The sequence below is a fragment of the Citrobacter sp. wls711 genome, from assembly GCF_005281055.1.
GTDB classification, from domain to species: Bacteria; Pseudomonadota; Gammaproteobacteria; order Enterobacterales; family Enterobacteriaceae; genus Citrobacter; species Citrobacter gillenii.
This window is the reverse complement of sequence record NZ_SZXC01000027.1, coordinates 142,488-159,286: the sequence shown is the minus strand read 5'-3', so window position 1 is coordinate 159,286 and position 16,799 is coordinate 142,488. Positions and strand designations below refer to the sequence as shown.

Annotated in this window: 15 protein-coding genes; 8 read left to right on the top strand and 7 right to left on the bottom strand. The window is 50.8% G+C overall.

Annotated elements, in window-relative coordinates:
* The 4 genes from FDW98_RS13210 to FDW98_RS13195 all read right to left on the bottom strand — a co-directional run bounded on the left by FDW98_RS13210 (position 1) and on the right by FDW98_RS13195 (position 5,282).
* A complete protein-coding gene (locus FDW98_RS13210) occupies positions 1-2,586 on the bottom strand; it encodes an outer membrane usher protein (RefSeq protein WP_096756953.1) in 2,586 nt (861 codons plus the stop codon).
* A 25-nt stretch (positions 2,587-2,611) separates the two neighbouring features.
* Positions 2,612-3,334, bottom strand: coding sequence for a fimbria/pilus periplasmic chaperone (locus tag FDW98_RS13205; protein WP_226794630.1), 723 nt, complete (start codon positions 3,332-3,334; stop codon positions 2,612-2,614).
* Positions 3,335-3,422: 88 nt separating this feature from the next.
* Entirely contained in the window at positions 3,423-3,983 is a 561-nt protein-coding gene (locus tag FDW98_RS13200) for a fimbrial protein (protein WP_096756954.1), read from the bottom strand.
* A gap of 375 nt (positions 3,984-4,358) precedes the next feature.
* Positions 4,359-5,282 carry a LysR substrate-binding domain-containing protein gene (locus tag FDW98_RS13195; RefSeq protein WP_096756955.1) on the bottom strand — a complete coding sequence of 308 codons (924 nt, stop codon included), beginning with the start codon at positions 5,280-5,282 and terminating at the stop codon, positions 4,359-4,361.
* A gap of 220 nt (positions 5,283-5,502) precedes the next feature.
* On the opposite strand from FDW98_RS13195, the gene FDW98_RS13190 reads away from it, so the two are divergent.
* The 4 genes from FDW98_RS13190 (at position 5,503) to FDW98_RS13175 (ending at position 10,112) form a co-directional block, all read left to right on the top strand.
* Positions 5,503-6,405, top strand: a complete 903-nt coding sequence (locus tag FDW98_RS13190) for a manganese-dependent inorganic pyrophosphatase (RefSeq protein ID WP_096756956.1) — start codon at positions 5,503-5,505, stop codon at positions 6,403-6,405.
* 122 nt (positions 6,406-6,527) lie between these two features.
* Positions 6,528-7,871: a VOC family protein gene (locus FDW98_RS13185; protein WP_096756957.1), complete on the top strand. Its 1,344-nt coding sequence runs from the start codon at positions 6,528-6,530 to the stop codon at positions 7,869-7,871.
* A gap of 193 nt (positions 7,872-8,064) precedes the next feature.
* Positions 8,065-9,720 carry a glucan biosynthesis protein D gene (locus FDW98_RS13180; RefSeq protein ID WP_096756958.1) on the top strand — a complete coding sequence of 552 codons (1,656 nt, stop codon included), beginning with the start codon at positions 8,065-8,067 and terminating at the stop codon, positions 9,718-9,720.
* 167 nt (positions 9,721-9,887) lie between these two features.
* Entirely contained in the window at positions 9,888-10,112 is a 225-nt protein-coding gene (locus tag FDW98_RS13175; RefSeq protein WP_096756959.1) for a YdcH family protein, read from the top strand.
* A 66-nt stretch (positions 10,113-10,178) separates the two neighbouring features.
* Here the strand turns inward: FDW98_RS13175 and alr are convergent, their stop codons facing one another.
* Positions 10,179-11,405, bottom strand: coding sequence for an alanine racemase (gene alr / locus FDW98_RS13170; protein WP_096756960.1), 1,227 nt, complete (start codon positions 11,403-11,405; stop codon positions 10,179-10,181).
* Positions 11,406-11,624: 219 nt separating this feature from the next.
* On the opposite strand from alr, the gene rimL reads away from it, so the two are divergent.
* A complete protein-coding gene (gene rimL / locus FDW98_RS13165) occupies positions 11,625-12,170 on the top strand; it encodes a 50S ribosomal protein L7/L12-serine acetyltransferase (protein WP_096756961.1) in 546 nt (181 codons plus the stop codon).
* On the opposite strand, the gene ydcK is transcribed toward rimL, so the two are convergent.
* Complete coding sequence (gene ydcK / locus FDW98_RS13160) at positions 12,162-13,142, bottom strand: YdcK family protein (protein ID WP_096756962.1); 981 nt, start codon at positions 13,140-13,142, stop codon at positions 12,162-12,164. The two genes, rimL and ydcK, sit on opposite strands and share 9 nt — an antisense overlap.
* Before the next feature lie 113 nt (positions 13,143-13,255).
* Between ydcK and tehA the strand changes: the two genes are divergently transcribed.
* The 3 genes from tehA to FDW98_RS13145 all read left to right on the top strand — a co-directional run bounded on the left by tehA (position 13,256) and on the right by FDW98_RS13145 (position 15,693).
* Complete coding sequence (gene tehA, locus FDW98_RS13155; RefSeq protein ID WP_096756963.1) at positions 13,256-14,257, top strand: dicarboxylate transporter/tellurite-resistance protein TehA; 1,002 nt, start codon at positions 13,256-13,258, stop codon at positions 14,255-14,257.
* On the top strand, positions 14,257-14,853 hold the full coding sequence (gene tehB / locus FDW98_RS13150; protein ID WP_096756964.1) for a tellurite resistance methyltransferase TehB: 597 nt from the start codon (positions 14,257-14,259) through the stop codon (positions 14,851-14,853). The genes tehA and tehB overlap by 1 nt, the downstream gene beginning before the upstream one ends.
* Positions 14,854-15,021: 168 nt before the next feature.
* Positions 15,022-15,693, top strand: a complete 672-nt coding sequence (locus tag FDW98_RS13145) for a DUF3313 domain-containing protein (protein ID WP_096756965.1) — start codon at positions 15,022-15,024, stop codon at positions 15,691-15,693.
* A gap of 43 nt (positions 15,694-15,736) precedes the next feature.
* Here FDW98_RS13145 and FDW98_RS13140 read toward each other — a convergent pair whose 3' ends face one another.
* Positions 15,737-16,645, bottom strand: coding sequence for a DMT family transporter (locus FDW98_RS13140; protein WP_096756966.1), 909 nt, complete (start codon positions 16,643-16,645; stop codon positions 15,737-15,739).
* Positions 16,646-16,799: the final 154 nt, after the last annotated feature.

Below are 16,799 nucleotides of genomic sequence, written 5' to 3'. Positions count from 1 at the left end.
CTATTTCCTGGCTCCTAGCATCTGACACACTAAGGTATCCAGACGGATTGATTTACCTATCATTGCGGGCGCATCGGGGATCTGGTAGGCCACGTCGCAGTAGCTTGCTGCATCGCTACCCCAAACTACTCTCAGGCTACCGTGCGGTTCAATACCACGTAAAAAAGCACGCCCTGCCTGGCCCATTGCACCAACAGAAATGCCTTGCTCATTAACGATGTCAGCCCCCAGCGGAATAAAGCTGTTATCGCTGCGCTTCAGGGTGACAAAGACCGATTGCCCCTGCTCGGTGGCAAACGTCACTTTCACCACCGCACCATCGCGCGGCACGACGGCGGCCGAGGTGTTTTTCACCTCGACATCCGTATCAATAGTGCTGAGGTCAATCCCTACATTATTCTCGGCATAAGGCGAAAGACTGGTTGCGACGGTATACCCAGCGCTGTCAATCTCGCCATAACCATTGCTGGTGGTAGCGCCATCTGCACCTTTGGCCTCTATTAATGCAATGGCACTTTGTGCGTTTACGTTTCCTGGCAGGAGCGTTAATCCACCACTGTGTAATAACACACCACCGTTATTGTTTACGGAGTACTGCTGATTATGATTTTTATCCACAGTTGCGGAAACGCTGGTTGCCCCATGCGCGCCGTTATAGGTGGAATACCCACTTACGGAATAGGTATCCTCTCCCTGGCTGTCCTGGTTAGCGGTGGTACTGAGGCTGTAGTTCCATCTATTGTTGCTATTGTTGCCGCTGGCCGTACTGGTCAAACCGTTGTTGCCACCAAAGTTGCTATTAGCGCTGAGGTTCAAACTGGAAAAGGCTGGTTGATCGTTCTGAGCATTGCTACCAAAAGGAATACTCAACCCAACGTACAGGCTGTCATCTTCATCGCCCCATTCGTTATAACTGCGCTGTAGCGAGATATTCCACGAGATGGAGCGGAAAGTATTGCTGTAGCCCAGCGAATACTGAGACGTTTTGTCTGAGTTACCCCAATAACTCGTCCAGGTGCCGCTGAGATAAAATGCGCCGTAATCTTTGCCGTTAAGGGTAATGGGTTGATTGATGTTAGCCTGAAGCTCATTTTTAGAATGGCTGTAGTTGCTGCGATACGCATCGTTAGGGTTAGTATCGTGATCGTCGCTATAGCTATCGATACTATTTTGCAAAGAGATGGCGTCATTAAGCGAGAGATAGTCTTTGGTGCTGTAGCGATAGGCGCTAAAGCTGAAATTGGTCTGTGTTGCCTCCAGGACATTACTGTAGCTTAAACGGTAACTCTGCCCTTGCAGGACACCAATATCGTCAAGTGACGCGCGAGAATGGGTAACATCGACTGCGATGGCGCCAAGACGAGTATTCATAGCAAGACCCAGCATCCCAGCCAGGTATTCTTCTTCCATTGACTGTATGCCACCATATAGCGTGAAAATATCGCTCAATCCATAATTACCGTTGGTGGTGAGCACCCACGGGGAATCATCGTCACCGTCATCATCTAATGTCCCGGCGGCAAAATCCCAGTCGACTTCGCCTTTAGTCATTAATTGCGCGACCGATGCATAGGGCACGGTAAACATGCGTTTTGAGCCATCAGCCTCTTCTACGGTAACGTCGAGGTCAGCGCCGTTGATTGCTAAATAATAATCCTTCAGGGCAAAAGGACCTGGGGGAACGGTGGTTTCATAGATGATGCGCGACTGCTGTCGTACGGTAATTTTAGCATTACTGTTCGCTACGCCGTTGATGACCGGGACGTATCGGCCATCATGGGGATCCATTCGTTTGTCGTTATAAAGGTGTATGCCTTTAATGCCGATGCTATCCAGCACTTCGCTACGAGAGGTCACCTGACCCAGTTCCATTTGCGCCCGGATGAACGGTAAGTCGCGTGCCAGATAGAGGTCGTAGTTGTTCCAGGTTGCGCTATCGTCTGTTGTCCAGTTCAACGCGCCGCTGGAACGCAGCCGCCAGGCCCCCAGGTTTAGGCCATAACCTAAGCCGAGATAACCACTGTCAGAGGAGGTACCGTCATTTTCGCTGTGATAACCGCTGAGGTTCCAGTTCACCATTGCTGCTGGAATACCTGCATCCCAGCGAGCAGGGTTGACATAACCAGCAGGATGGCTGACTAAAAACAGTTGTGGAATGGTAAGCATCAGGATTTGCGTGTTGGGATCGTAACTCACGCTGGATGAGGGGTAATAGTCCTCCAGCATGTAGCATTGTGATTCACCTTCGTTTGCATTTTCCGTGGGGAGTTTGCTTACATCGACGTTCGCTTCATCGAGCACTTCACGAGTCAGGCAGGGAGACGCGTTTGGTGTGTGATTATCAATAAACTGGATCTTTGCAGTTTGCTGTTGCTCACCGTTAATCCATATAGATACGGTATAAATACCCGGTTTCACCGGGTTGCCGCGAGCATATTGTGATACGTCAATTGTCGATTTTTTACTTGCGTTGCTAAAGATAAAGTCATCGTTGAATTCAATGTAGTTATCGTCAGCAAATCCTGTCTGACAAATAGTCAACAATATCCATACAGAGGTAGCCAGGTGGTGTTTTGATATCGACATTAAGGCAATCCTTGCGCGAATTCTGCTACTTTCCTGTTGCGTCAACGTTACCGCCGTAATCATTGACAGCTGTCCATGACACGGATTCAAAACGCGGGGTAGTTAGGGATTTCACCTCATAGCTTGCGCTGGAAAAGGGGGCGACCATATCGGGTTCAATGCTGTATTTTTTACCTCCGGAGGTAATGTTTGCACCTACCAGCGAGACAAAGTAAGGGGAGTCATTTTTCGCCGTTGCCCAGATTTGTTTGCCCTTGTCTGCCAGGCTCCATTTCAGGTGTTGAATGGCCTCGTCAGACGAACCGGAAAGGGGGGCCGGGCGGTAAAATACTTTGATACGCGTTTTAAGCGCAATTTGCAGTTGATTTGATTGGGCTGCATCTTTGTTTTTACCAGGGATTTCAAGCGCGTTAAACCAGTAAACACTTTCACGGTCGGAGGGTAAAGGCTGACCATCCCAGTTTAAGCGTACGGTGAGTCCTTGTTTGGGGTCGACGCGGCTGACCGGTGGAGACGCGATAAAAGGGATATCTAAGGTTTGTGGATCAATATCTTCATGGCCGTCATCTAACCATGACTGTATTAACAAAGGTTGCTGGCCCTGATTAACCATTTTGACCAATGCTTCTTTGGCACTAGAAAGATAAATAACACGAGTTGCATTAATTACCAGGCTGGCGGTAGCCGAATAGCTGAACGAAATGGCGGATGAAAACATAATTAGCATGAATGCTTTATTTGAAGTCATATTATTTTTTTCTGATGTTAACTACTGCAACCAAAAATTGATTAGGTTGCAGTATGGTTGTTAAGTTTTTAAAAATTTAATTACCCTCTTAAGGATAGGTCGTTGTAAAGGTGGTGTTTGCTTTAACTTGTCCAACTTGTGGGGTGCCGGAACCTGAATAGATATAGCCAACGGTATAGTCAAATACTGCCCCGTTATCGGCATCATAATCGGCTTCAGACTGCGGCGTTGCAGATTTGAAATCGATAATAGTATTCGTTTTGGTTTCTTCTACCTGGAAGCCTGCATCTTTATCACCCGCTGCAACAGTGTTTAACAATGCTTTGGTTGTGCTATTAAAATTTCCCACTGTTGAAAATTGCCCCTTTACTTTACCGCCAGTAGGTGCCGTTGCGCAGTTTTTAACGGTAATCTGGAAGTTAGTTTTCATCACTGGATTATTGACGGCGGCTTGCATGACTGGAACCGTGACATCAAGAAGCTGAACTTCTTTTGATGCGGAAACGCCATCAATGCTGACATCACAGGTTGATGCTGTAATGTTCCCTACAAAATCGATGTTTGCTGAGTCAGAACCCGCTGCCTGTACCTGAAAAGTTGTACCTGCGACCAGAGCCGCTGCCACACTTAAAAAAGCAAAAGATTTCATGTTATTTTCCTTAATAACAAATTAAATGACGTAAAGATTATATATCTCCAAGTTATAGTTGAACAGTAGGTGAGGGAGGGGTAATTATTTTTTGAGAATTTATTTAGGTGGGGCTATTAACAGGTTAATTTATTACGTCATATAAAATTTAGTTTTATTTTTTCTATTTCCTTATGAATTTTAAAGGAAAATTTTAGATGTGCGAGTTATACTGGGGAATGTCATCAGATATTTTTCGATGAAAATACAAAGTAAAGTAAGTGTTACTTAATTTTCTTGTAAGAAAAAATGCGGCTTATTGGGTATGTTTCGCAAATGTTTTATCGCACTTTTACGTATGCAGACCTGTCGGTAACGACAGGTCTGCATACGTAATCAGAACGGGACAGTTTTGCGGATCGCGGCGATGAGGATCTGGGCGGCGGTAGAGAGCTGAACGTCGCTACGGGTCAAAATGCCAATGGGTTCGCCGGATCCTTGCATCGGTACCGGTAATGACACCAGTGTGGCCTGGCGTAAATCTTCCCGCACCGCGCCTGACGGCACAAACCATACGTAGTCGTAATCCACTGTCAACTGGCGCGACAGCGATGCCGACAGCGTTTCAATACAACCTCGCGGCAGTTCACACCCCTGGCTTAGCAGCAGGGCTTCCGCATGCTGCCTCGGCGCGGTACCTTTTGGCGACACCACCACCGGCCACTCCATCACCCGGCTTAGCGTGATGGTTTCCTGCAACAGCGGGTGGTTAGGGCGTACGACCAGCTTGAGCGACTCGAGAAATAATAATTCGTAGTTTAGCCCGACCATGAGTTCCGCATCGGCCATCCGACCAATGCCGAGATCGATTTCCGCGGATTTTAACCCGGCGAGGATCATCGGGTTACTCATGGTGGCAACTTGCAGCGTGGTCTCCGTTTGCTGCTTGTGGAACGGACCAATGACGGCGGGAAGAATACCCAGTGCAGCCGTCGGCAGTGCCCCGATGCGCACGACATCATTATGTGCTTCTTCCCGACGATTTAATGCCTGACCGGCCGTATTGAGCGCGTCCAGCACTCTTACCGCATGGGTAAGAAACTGTTCGCCGGGTAGCGTTAACTGCGCACCAAGGCGACCGCGCTCGAAGAGGCGTGTCCCGGTCAGTTGCTCCAGTTCGTTGAGTGTTTTGGAGAGAGCCGGTTGACTCAGGTTTAGGGTTTCAGCCGCGCGCCCCAGCGTCCCCTGTTGGGCAACGGCGACAAAAGTGTGAAGATGGCGCAAGCGAATACGCTGATTGAACAGAACATTTTTTTCCATAAGCGATGTTAAAAACAGAGCCGTATCGGTAGCAAGTAAAGTTGTTGGTTTTTGATAACCTGATAGCAAAATATTATTAACATCTATCATATTTTACTTACAACTGATTTGTTTTGCTTATGTTTTGTACTGCCTGACTGCGCAGCGGGATCATGGAAGGGAATGTAGCCGATCGTTATACTTTGGCTATTGTTCTCTTCACGTTACAAGGCACTGATTAATGATACATGTCATAGGGCACCTTAATCCCGATAGCGATGCCATCTGCACCGCCGCGATGACTGCGCGCTGGTTAACCTTACGCGGCCAGCAGGCGACGGCATGGCGCGCGGGTGAACCTAACCGTGAAACGCAATTTATCTTTGAGCACGCGGGACTCTCGATGCCCGAACTGCTGACGTTTCCGTTGACCGACAGCGATGTCTGGCTGGTGGATTTTACTGAACCCGCTCAGGGTCCAGACTCTCTGGCTGAGAGTAATGTCGTTGGTATTATCGATCATCACCGCCTCGGCGGTTTGATGACGCGTTTACCGCCGGAAGTGTGGGTGAAACCGGTCGGCAGTAGCGCGACGCTGTTATGGCAACTGATGTCGGAAGAGGAGCGTCGCCAGATCTCTTCCGCCGAGGCCGTGTTGCTGCTGGGGGCCATTTTGAGTGACACTGTCACGCTACGCTCACCTACCACTACGGCAGACGACCGCCAGGCGGTGGACGCGTTGGTCGAAAAAACGGGCGTTGATCGGGAGGCATTCTGCCGCGACCTGCTATCAGCTAAAACCAGCGTGGAGGGGATGAGCGCCCGGCAACTTCTCAATAAAGATTGCAAAACGTTCACGATTCATGGGCATCAGGTCTGTGTGGCGCAGCTCGAACTTTACGCACTGGATCAGGTTGCGCCGGTACTGGACGATTTGCGTGCGGAAATGGTGCGCTATGCTGAGGAACGCCACGCTGCGCTGGTCGTGCTGATGCTGACGGATATCAACAAAGGCGACACCAGCCTGTGGTTTGCCGGAAAAGAACTGACAGATATCGCGCAGCCCTGCAAGGTTGAAGGAATGCTGAGTCGTAAAAAACAGATGCTGCCGTGGCTGGAAAACCATTTGAAACCACGCCAGTAAGCGCCGTTCATCGTCTACGCGGGTGGGGGGAATTCATGCGGGATCACAGTTTGTAAATTCTTCCCACCGGACTCGGTAGCGTTCTCTACACTCCAGGTAATATTCACTGGAGGCATGACATTATGGCGAACACCATCACGGCAGATGAGATTCGGGAACAATTTTCGCAGGCAATGTCAGCAATGTACCAGCAGGAAGTCCCGCAGTACGGCACGTTGCTGGAACTTGTCGCTGATGTGAATCTGGCGGTACTGGAAAATAATCCGACGCTGCATGAAAAACTGGCTAATGCGGATGAGTTAGCGCGCCTTAACGTTGAGCGCCACGGTGCGATCCGGGTAGGGACCGCGCAGGAACTGTCCACGCTGCGGCGGATGTTTGCCATTATGGGCATGTACCCGGTCAGCTATTACGATCTCTCCCAGGCGGGCGTTCCCGTCCATTCCACGGCGTTTCGCCCCATCGACGATGCTTCGCTTTCGCGTAATCCGTTTCGGGTGTTTACCTCGCTATTGCGTCTCGAGTTGATAGATAGCGTAACACTACGCCAGCGGGCTGCGGATATTCTCGCAAAACGCGATATTTTTACGCACCGTTGCCATGAATTACTGGACGAGTTTGATGCGCAGGGTAGTTTTACATCTACCCAGGCCCAGGAATTTGTGCATGAAGCATTGGAAACCTTCCGCTGGCATCAGCACGCTACGGTAGATGAAGAGACCTATCACGCGCTACACAACGAACATCGACTGATTGCTGATGTGGTGTGTTTCCCCGGTTGCCACATCAACCACCTGACGCCACGCACGCTGGATATCGACCGTGTGCAGTCGATGATGCCGGGATGTGGCATTGAACCGAAAATCCTCATTGAAGGGCCGCCGCGTCGCGAGGTGCCTATTCTGCTGCGCCAGACCAGCTTTAAAGCGCTGGAGGAGGCGGTGCTGTTTGCCGGTGAAATGCGTGGTACGCACACCGCACGTTTTGGCGAGATTGAACAGCGCGGCGTGGCGCTGACCCCAAAAGGCAGGCAGTTATATGATGAACTCCTGAGTCACGCGGGAACGGGTAAAGACAACCTGACGCACCAGCTGCATCTTCAGGAGGTGTTTAAAGCCTTTCCGGACAGTGAGTTTTTGCTACGCCAGCAGGGGCTGGCCTGGTTCCGCTATCGACTAACGCCGTCGGGCGAGGCGCATCGTCAGGCGATCCGACCGGAGGATGACCCGCAGCCGCTGATCGAACGAGGCTGGCTGGTGGCTCAACCAATCACCTACGAAGATTTCTTACCGGTGAGCGCTGCGGGCATTTTCCAGTCTAATCTGGGCAATGAAACCCAGGCGCGCAGTCATGGTAACGCCAGTCGGGATGCGTTTGAACAGGCGCTGGGCTGTGCGATTTATGATGAGTTTGTGCTGTATCGGGAGGCTGAAGAGCGCAGTAAACGGCGCTGTGGTTTACTTTAATGGAATTTACACGGGATTCGGTCTGTTCCCATCGACATAATATATTTTCGATTTTGTACAGATAATCGGCGACCAACAATTGGATTATTAATGAATTTTGTCTAGAGTGAGCGGTCAGAAATGTGCACTCTCTTGCCGCAGATTTTGACCGGCGCGGGACCATTCACACGACCAGAAGGACTTACTTTCAGGCATGAATCGTAGACGATTTATTAAAGGTTCAATGGCAATGGCCGCCGTGTGCGGAACCAGTGGTATTGCATCACTCTTTTCCCGTGCTGCCTATGCGGCAGAGTCTGACATTGCAGACGGAAAAACCGTACGTTTTGATTTTTCCGTACTGCAATCAATGGCCCATGATTTGGCACAAAAACCGTGGGGCGGTGCGCCGCGCGCGTTGCCGGATACGCTGGCGAAACTCACGCCTCAGGCTTATAACAGTATTCAGTACGACGCCGAGCAGTCGCTGTGGAACAACGTTGAAAATCGTCAGCTGGACGCGCAGTTTTTCCATGTCGGCATGGGATTTCGTCGCCGCGTGCGCATGTTCTCGGTTGATGACAGTACGCATCTGGCGCGTGAGATCCACTTCCGCCCTGAACTGTTCAAATACAACGATGCGGGCGTAGATACCAAACAGCTCGAAGGGCAAACCGATCTCGGCTTCGCTGGTTTCCGCGTGTTTAAAGCGCCGGAACTGGCCCGTCGCGATGTGGTTTCTTTCCTCGGCGCCAGCTATTTCCGCGCCGTCGATGACACCTATCAGTACGGTTTGTCGGCGCGTGGCCTGGCGGTGGATACCTATACCGACAGCAAAGAAGAATTTCCTGACTTTACCGCGTTCTGGTTCGAAACGGTCAAACCGGGCGCGACCAGCTTTACGGTGTATGCGCTGCTCGACAGCCCAAGCGTAACCGGTGCGTTTAAATTTGTGATCCACTGTGAGAAAACGCAGGTGATCATGGATGTGCAGAACCATGTCTACGCCCGTAAAGACATCAAACAGCTCGGCATTGCGCCGATGACCAGCATGTTCAGCTGCGGTAATAACGAACGTCGGATGTGCGATACCATTCACCCGCAAATCCATGACTCCGACCGACTGGCAATGTGGCGCGGCAACGGGGAGTGGATCTGCCGTCCGCTGAACAATCCGCAAAAACTGCAGTTCAATGCTTACACCGATAACAACCCGCGCGGGTTTGGCCTGTTGCAGTTGGATCGTGACTTCTCCCACTATCAGGACATCATGGGTTGGTACAATAAGCGCCCAAGCCTGTGGGTCGAGCCGCGTAACCAGTGGGGCAAGGGGACCATTGGCTTGATGGAGATCCCAACCACCGGTGAAACGCTGGATAACGTTGTCTGCTTCTGGCAGCCGGAGAAGGCGATCAAAGCCGGTGACGATCTGGAGTTCAAATATCGCCTGTACTGGAGCGCACAGCCACCGGTACGCTCACCGCTGGCGCGTGTGTTGGCAACCCGCACTGGCATGGGGGGATTCCCGGAAGGATGGGCACCGGGCGAGCATTACCCGGAAAAATGGGCGCGCCGCTTTGCCGTTGACTTCGTCGGTGGCGATCTGAAAGCCGCTGCGCCGAAAGGTATTGAGCCGGTGATTACGCTCTCCAGCGGCGAAGCGAAGCAGATTGAAATCCTCTACGTTGAGCCGATCGATGGCTATCGTATTCAGTTTGACTGGTATCCGACCTCTGACTCAACCGATCCGGTAGATATGCGCATGTTCCTGCGTTGTCAGGGCGATGCGATCAGCGAGACCTGGCTGTATCAGTATTTCCCGCCAGCACCGGATAAACGTCAGTACGTTGACGACCGCGAAATGCGTTAATCGCAAGGTCAGTGGCTCTCCTGAAGGGGAGTCACAGACCTCATATCTGCTGAAACATTCTGTACGCTATTTACTCGATCCTGTTCGCATTTTTCCCTATGTCAAATAGGTAAGCTGAAGGTGTGTGTTTCTTATACACGCTTTTTGTCCACTAACAGGGAGAAAGTATGTTTCCAGAATACAGAGACCTTATTTCCCGACTGAAATCCGAGAACCCTCGCTTTCTGTCTTTATTCGAAAAACACAACAGCCTTGATCATGAGATTTCCAGACTGGAAGGTTCGGATGGTCGGGGATACAGTTTGGATATTGTTCGCCTGAAGAAACAGAAACTTCACCTGAAGGAAGATCTGCTCAAAATCCTGCAAAAAGAGAGTATCAGTGAGAGCTAAATAGTACGGCTCTCACTGTGTAAAAGGGCTTTCCGCAAAAAATGGGAAGCCCTTCCTGTCTAAGACTTAATCGACCATTACCCGTTTGTTCGTCGCGCCCCATAGAATCGACATTTCGGTGAACAGCGCGCCGCTGATTTCTTCCACTTCCTCTGCGCTAACTTGCGCCTTGCCCTGTTTACCGAACAGCACCACCTCATCACCAGAGGTCACCAGCGGCAAATCGGTCACATCGACAATCAGCGTATTCATTGACGTTTTACCCAGCACAGGTACCCGCTGGCCGCGGATCAGCACATGCCCTGCGTTGCTGAACACGCGACGATAGCCGTCAGCATAACCTGCAGGAATGTTAGCGAGAACGGAATCGCGTTTGAGTGTATATGTACGGTCATAGCCGACGGTATTACCTTTCGGGTAATGGTTTACCGACGCAATCGATGATTTAAACGTCATCACGCGTTTGTATTCTGTGCTGGCGATGGTATCACCATAAAAAATCCCGCCAACGCGCACCAGATCCAGCCATGATTCACGCACGGTCAGCGTGGCGAAGGTATTGGCCACATGCAACGTCACGTCTTCGCGTTTCAGCCCGGTAATCTTGAGAACCTGGGCTGATTGGGTATTGAAGCGGGCCAAATCGCGCTTGACCACCGCGGCATCTTCTTCCGGGAAATGCGACATGATGCCGACAATTTTCAGTCCAGGTAAGGCCGAAATAGCGCGGGCTTCTTCCAGTCCGGCCGCCGTGCTGACTTCCAGACCGTTGCGCGACATTCCGCCAGAGTTCAATGCCAGATGAATACGGATGGTTTTGCCTTTCTCCTGAGCAATAGCGCTCAGACGTTTCGCCATGTCCAGATTGCCAATCAGCTCCTCAGTATCAAAATCTGCCGCCTGACGCATCTCTTTTTCCGTGGCATTACGCACGCGCATCAGTTGTGATGTAAAATCGGCCTGACGCACGATGCTGATTTCTTCATTACTGGCGACGCCAATACACTGCACGCCGTTTTGCATCATCACCGGCGTGACGAGAGACAGGTCGTGCCCGTACGCGTCGCCTTTGAGAATGGCGCACAAGCGAGTTTTATCTCCCAGCAACTGCTGAACTTTGTGGACATTATATTCCAGCGCGCTGCGGGAGATCTCCAGGGTGGTATTATCCACCACCACCTGCTTGCTGACCGCATAAGGCACGGGACCGGTCTGCGAGGTGGGAACGGGTTGGTGACAGGCGGTGATCAGAAACAGCGGGATAAGTGCTAAACGACCCAAAGGTGCTGCCATGCTTGCTCCTTAGCAAAAAAATAGCGGTATTATTGTCATCATTGCGGATCATCCCCATGAGGATGCCCGGTTAATCAGAGTAGCGGGTTCGGCGCGGTAGATTGTCGCTAAGTGATTGCTGTTACAGCATAAAAGTATGATGCCCGGGGTGATAAATAGATTAATATCTGCGGATGCCAGTCAGAAATGCTCCGTTAACGAAAGTGAAGGAGATTAAACATGCCAGAAGTCATCCCCGTCAGCGACCCGCTGGAACTGCGGGCAGTCGAAGAGCAACACGTCACGCCATTGCATCAACTGGTACTCAAAAATAAGCGCTGGCTGCAGCAGTCGCTGAACTGGCCACAGTTTGTCGAATCCGAGGATGACACACGCAAGAACGTGCAGGGCAATATGATGCTGCACCAGCGCGGCTACGCCAAAATGTTTCTAATTTTTGAACAGCAGAACGTGGTGGGGGTGATCTCGTTTAACCAGATCGAACCGTTGAACAAAGCCGCCTATATTGGTTACTGGCTGGATGAAGAACATCAGGGGAAAGGCATACTGTCCCGGGCGCTACAGGCGTTTATTCAACATTACGCGCAGCGCGGTGAGATCCGCCGTTTTATCATTAAATGCCGGGTAGATAACCGTGAAAGCAATCAGGTCGCACAGCGCAATGGTTTCCTGCTGGAAGGTTGTCTGAAGCAGGCGGAGTTCCTCAACGGTGAGTACCATGATGTGAATCTCTACGCCCGTATCATTGATTGCGCCTCAGAATAAGCCTGCCAGAGGCGTGCGGGTAATACGTTGCTCGCCGTTGATCACTTTCGGGCCGCGCAGATGAATTGCGTCGCCTTCAAAGGCCACGATGCAAGCTTGGCCGGTAACCTCAATGTGATGTTCGATCAGCACTTCGCCCTGGATACAGGCGTGGCCTTCAATGAGAATGCGATCGTCAAGCAGGATTGGGCCACCGCGTAGGCGCGCATGCCCCCCAACCAGCACGTGATGCTTCAGGACGCAGTTACCCTCGATCACGGCGTGCTCCGCCACCTGTGAGCTGTAGCGCAGGGTAGGAATGGCATCTTCATCAGTTCCGGAGGTAACCCGAGCATGGCCGTAAACTTTCGCGCAATCGCAGATCCAGACGTTATTTTCTTCATTGCCTTCTATTCGCGCAAAATCAAAAACTTCGGCGCGGTGTTCGATAAAGGCATAATTGACGACAGCGTCGCCATAGATTTGCGCCTGATGCACCACGCGCGAGTTGCTGACGGTTGCGCGGTCATAAATGTGCAAAATCTGGTCGTTTTCACGGGTTAATCCTTTGGCGGCAATGATTTCTGAACCACTCAACACGCGAGCCTCACCGGAAAGGAGGCATTCCCCACGAACCGTCGAATCTTTGACCGTGACGTTGTCACGTATTTCTGCGCCATGGCTGATTTCTGCCTGGTCAATCCATGCGTTATCGCCAACTTGCGTCCCCTCTCTGATCACGCTTGCACGGGTAATGCGGGCGTTGCCGGAGATAACCGCCCCGGCAAAGGCGATGGCATTCTCATCGTAAATCCAGCAATCACCGTGTTGCGCCAGCACGCTTTCGTCGTCAATCCAGCCGCCTGGCGTACCGGCTTGCACATCATTAAAGTCGGTGAGGGCGATGACCTGGTGTAGCAATACGTTTTTTTTGTGGCCATTATCCTGATAACTGAAGGAACGTGGCTCATCGCTCAGACGGTATTTGGTCATAAAGAATTTCCCAGTTGCGCACCTTAGTTAAACGTAGCAAAGTTTTCAGCACTGGCTAAACAGCCGTAAATTCCATAAAATGTATTTCAAATATACTTTAAAAAATAAACAAAATGAGTAATAACAAATACAGTGAGCGAGTTCTTAATCTTCCGGCCGGTTATTTTGGCATGGTACTGGGAACCATCGGGATGGGTTTTGCCTGGCGATATGCCAGTCAGATATGGCCGGTGAGTCACTGGATAGGTGACGGTCTGGTGATCCTCGCGATGGTCATTTGGGGGCTGTTGACGCTGGCATTTATGACCCGTCTGGTGCGTTTTCCCCACAGCGTGCTGGCGGAAATACGCCACCCGGTGATGAGCAGCTTTGTCAGTCTTTTCCCTGCCACCACCATGCTGGTGGCGATTGGTTTTGTTCCCTGGTGCCGGCCCTTAGCCGTGGTCTTGTTTGGTATTGGGGTGGTGATCCAGCTGTCATACGCAGCCTGGCAAACGGCAGGGCTGTGGCGGGGTTCTCATCCGGAAGAAGCTACCACGCCGGGTTTGTATCTGCCGACCGTGGCCAATAACTTTATCAGCGCCATGGCCTGCGGCGCGCTTGGTTACACTGATGCCGGGCTGGTGTTTCTCGGGGCAGGCGTCTTCTCTTGGTTAAGCCTTGAGCCGGTTATTCTGCAGCGTTTACGCAGTTCTGGTGAACTGCCGGCGGTATTACGTACCTCGCTGGGGATTCAACTGGCTCCGGCGCTGGTGGCCTGTAGTGCCTGGCTCAGCGTCAACGGTGGCGAAGGCGATACGCTGGCAAAAATGTTGTTCGGCTATGGCCTGCTGCAACTGCTGTTCATGTTGCGTCTCATGCCGTGGTATCTGTCTCAGCCGTTTAATGCATCATTCTGGAGCTTCTCGTTCGGCGTCTCGGCGCTGGCAGCGACGGGGCTGCATTTAGGCCACGGCAGCGAGTCAGGTTTTTTTCATACGCTGGCGATCCCGCTGTTTATTTTTACCAATTTTATCATTGCGCTATTACTGATACGCACGTTTGCATTGCTGATGCAGGGAAAACTGCTTATTCGCACGGAGCGTGCAGCATTACTGAAATCTGAGGATAAATAATGACCCGTTGTGACGAAAACTACTTTACTGAGAAATATGATTTAACCCGCACGCATTCCGATGTTGTCGAGGCGGCAAAAATTGTTACGCCAGGCAAAACATTAGATTTAGGCTGTGGGAATGGTCGTAATAGCCTGTACCTGGCGGCTAACGGTTATGACGTGACGGCGTGGGATAAAAACCCAATGAGCATTGCCAACCTTGAGCGCATTAAAGACGCGGAAGGGCTGACCAATCTGCACGCAGAGGTAGCGGACCTCAATGCGTTACGCTTTGACGGTGAATATGATTTTATTCTTTCCACCGTGGTGATGATGTTCCTCGAAGCAAAAACTATCCCGGGCTTGATTGAAAATATGCAACGCTGCACTAAACCAGGTGGATATAACCTGATCGTCGCGGCCATGGATACCGATGATTTTCCGTGTACCGTTGGGTTCCCGTTTGCGTTTAAAACCGGAGAATTACGCCGCTATTACACCGGATGGGATCTGCTGAAATATAACGAAGATGTGGGTGAACTTCATCGTACGGATGAGAACGGCAACCGTATTAAACTGCGCTTTGCAACAATGTTGGCGCGTAAAGCTGGTTAACCTACCCATTTGTGATAAGCCTTTCTACGTTCAGCATTTTTTTGGTGCTGAACGTTAAGCTAACGTTAAGATAAAATTGTGCGGTCCTTACCATTTTTAGTACATCCAAAATGATTCCGATTTGCTATTCTTTTCAGGCATCATTGCGAAAACTAAAGGGATCGTTCCATGCGTACTCAAACTTTATTTAAAGTTGCAGTGCTTACTGGCCTGTTGGCATTATCTGGCTGTGCATCAAAAGTGACTCAGCCGGATAAATATTCTGGGTTTTTAAAAAACTATTCGGACCTGAAGGAAACTAAATCAGCAACCGGACAACCGGTGCTCCGTTGGATTGATCCTAACTTTAAAGAATCCAATTACGATAACATCGTTTATAACCCAATCACGTATTATCCGGTTCCTAAACCAACCACCCAGGTTGGACAACAGGTGCTTGATAAGCTGCTGAACTATACCAACACGCAGATGAAAACCTCCATTGCTAAGCGTAAGCCGCTGGTGACAACGCCTGGCCCGCGTAGTCTGATTTTCCGTGGAGCAATCACCGGTGTGGCGACCAGCAAAGAAGGACTACAGTTCTATGAAGTGGTTCCGGTCGCGCTGCTTGTTGCCGGTACACAGATGGCGACAGGTCACCGCACCATGGATACCCACCTCTATTTTGAAGGTGAGTTGATCGATGCGGCAACCAATAAGCCAGTGATTAAAGTTGTTCGTCAGGGTGAAGGTAAAGACCTGAATAACGAAAGTACGCCGATGGCGTTCGAAACGTTGAAGAAAGTTGTTGATGACATGGCGACCGATGCCTCCATGTTTGACGTAAATAAAAAACAATAATGAAAAACGCACCGTCTGCTTTCTGCGGATGGTGCGATTTTTTTCAGGCTACCCGGCGACGGTACAGCAGTTTCCCCATCAGCATTTCCGGGCGGGTGAACATCACCAGATTCCCCAGTAAAATCAGTACTAATCCGGCAATGGCGTTAATCTGCCAGACATACCCCTCATACAGCGTAGACAGCGTCAGTGCCACCAGTGGAAAAAGCAGCGTGCTGTAGGCCGCCTTACTGGGACCGATACGTCCGACCAGCGTGAAATAGGCGCCAAAGGCAATCACCGAACCAAAAATCGCCAGATACAACAGAGCGCTAAGATAACTGAAGGTCCACTGAGGTGTGAAGTTATCGCCGCGCACCAGCGCAATGGTAGCAATCAACACGGTGCCGTATAACATCGCCCAGCTGTTGGTGGTCATCACCTCGAGGCCATTTTTCTGATGGCGCAGGCTTATCATATTGCCCAGTGAGAAACCAAACGTGCCGAGGGCGCTCAAGCCAATGCCCAGCAGCAGCGAATGATTTAACCCGCTGTTGACTAAATCTTGCCAGAACAAGGTGACGATGCCTGTCAGGCCCAGTCCGGCGGCGACATAAAAACGTCGCGGCGGTTTTTGACCAAAAAACAAGTAGCTATTAACCGCGTTGAACAGGACTGCCATTGAGAAAATAACCGATTCGAGTCCGGTATTGATCCATGCGGCGGCTGTGTAAAAACACCAGAAGTTAAAACAAAAAACGCAGCCGCCTTGTAACAAACAAAACAGATGGTCACGTGCGGAAAGCTTACGCAATTTTCCGCTGACCAGCAGAATGACTATCATCACCGTGCTGGCAACGGCAAAGCGCCAGAAGATAGAAACAGGGGCGGCAACCGGGCCTTGTTGCAGGTAAATGGCAATCCATGTCGTGCCCCATATCACCACCACCAGACTGTACAACAGTGCGTTCATACATCGCTCTCATTTTGCCTATTCAAAGGCAGACTGTGCCACGCCACCTCTGAGGGCGCTTTCATCCGATTGCGGGAGACTTGCAAAATCTTGCGCTTTTTTTTATGCAAAGCGGAAAAGGGGGCTGTTAACACCCTGTTGCTGAGATAGACTG

What these genes read in the sequence shown, in the direction of transcription:
- FDW98_RS13195 (WP_096756955.1), bottom strand. Translation starts at nt 5,282, where the DNA reads ATGGAAAAAAATGTTCTGTTCAATCAGCGTATTCGCTTGCGCCATCTT.
- FDW98_RS13145 (WP_096756965.1), top strand. Translation starts at nt 15,022, where the DNA reads ATGCGTACTCAAACTTTATTTAAAGTTGCAGTGCTTACTGGCCTGTTG.
- ydcK (WP_096756962.1), bottom strand. Translation starts at nt 13,142, where the DNA reads ATGACCAAATACCGTCTGAGCGATGAGCCACGTTCCTTCAGTTATCAG.
- FDW98_RS13200 (WP_096756954.1), bottom strand. Translation starts at nt 3,983, where the DNA reads ATGAAATCTTTTGCTTTTTTAAGTGTGGCAGCGGCTCTGGTCGCAGGT.
- FDW98_RS13190 (WP_096756956.1), top strand. Translation starts at nt 5,503, where the DNA reads ATGATACATGTCATAGGGCACCTTAATCCCGATAGCGATGCCATCTGC.
- FDW98_RS13175 (WP_096756959.1), top strand. Translation starts at nt 9,888, where the DNA reads ATGTTTCCAGAATACAGAGACCTTATTTCCCGACTGAAATCCGAGAAC.
- tehB (WP_096756964.1), top strand. Translation starts at nt 14,257, where the DNA reads ATGACCCGTTGTGACGAAAACTACTTTACTGAGAAATATGATTTAACC.
- FDW98_RS13205 (WP_226794630.1), bottom strand. Translation starts at nt 3,334, where the DNA reads ATGACTTCAAATAAAGCATTCATGCTAATTATGTTTTCATCCGCCATT.
- rimL (WP_096756961.1), top strand. Translation starts at nt 11,625, where the DNA reads ATGCCAGAAGTCATCCCCGTCAGCGACCCGCTGGAACTGCGGGCAGTC.
- FDW98_RS13140 (WP_096756966.1), bottom strand. Translation starts at nt 16,645, where the DNA reads ATGAACGCACTGTTGTACAGTCTGGTGGTGGTGATATGGGGCACGACA.
- FDW98_RS13180 (WP_096756958.1), top strand. Translation starts at nt 8,065, where the DNA reads ATGAATCGTAGACGATTTATTAAAGGTTCAATGGCAATGGCCGCCGTG.
- tehA (WP_096756963.1), top strand. Translation starts at nt 13,256, where the DNA reads ATGAGTAATAACAAATACAGTGAGCGAGTTCTTAATCTTCCGGCCGGT.
- FDW98_RS13210 (WP_096756953.1), bottom strand. Translation starts at nt 2,586, where the DNA reads ATGTCGATATCAAAACACCACCTGGCTACCTCTGTATGGATATTGTTG.
- FDW98_RS13185 (WP_096756957.1), top strand. Translation starts at nt 6,528, where the DNA reads ATGGCGAACACCATCACGGCAGATGAGATTCGGGAACAATTTTCGCAG.
- alr (WP_096756960.1), bottom strand. Translation starts at nt 11,405, where the DNA reads ATGGCAGCACCTTTGGGTCGTTTAGCACTTATCCCGCTGTTTCTGATC.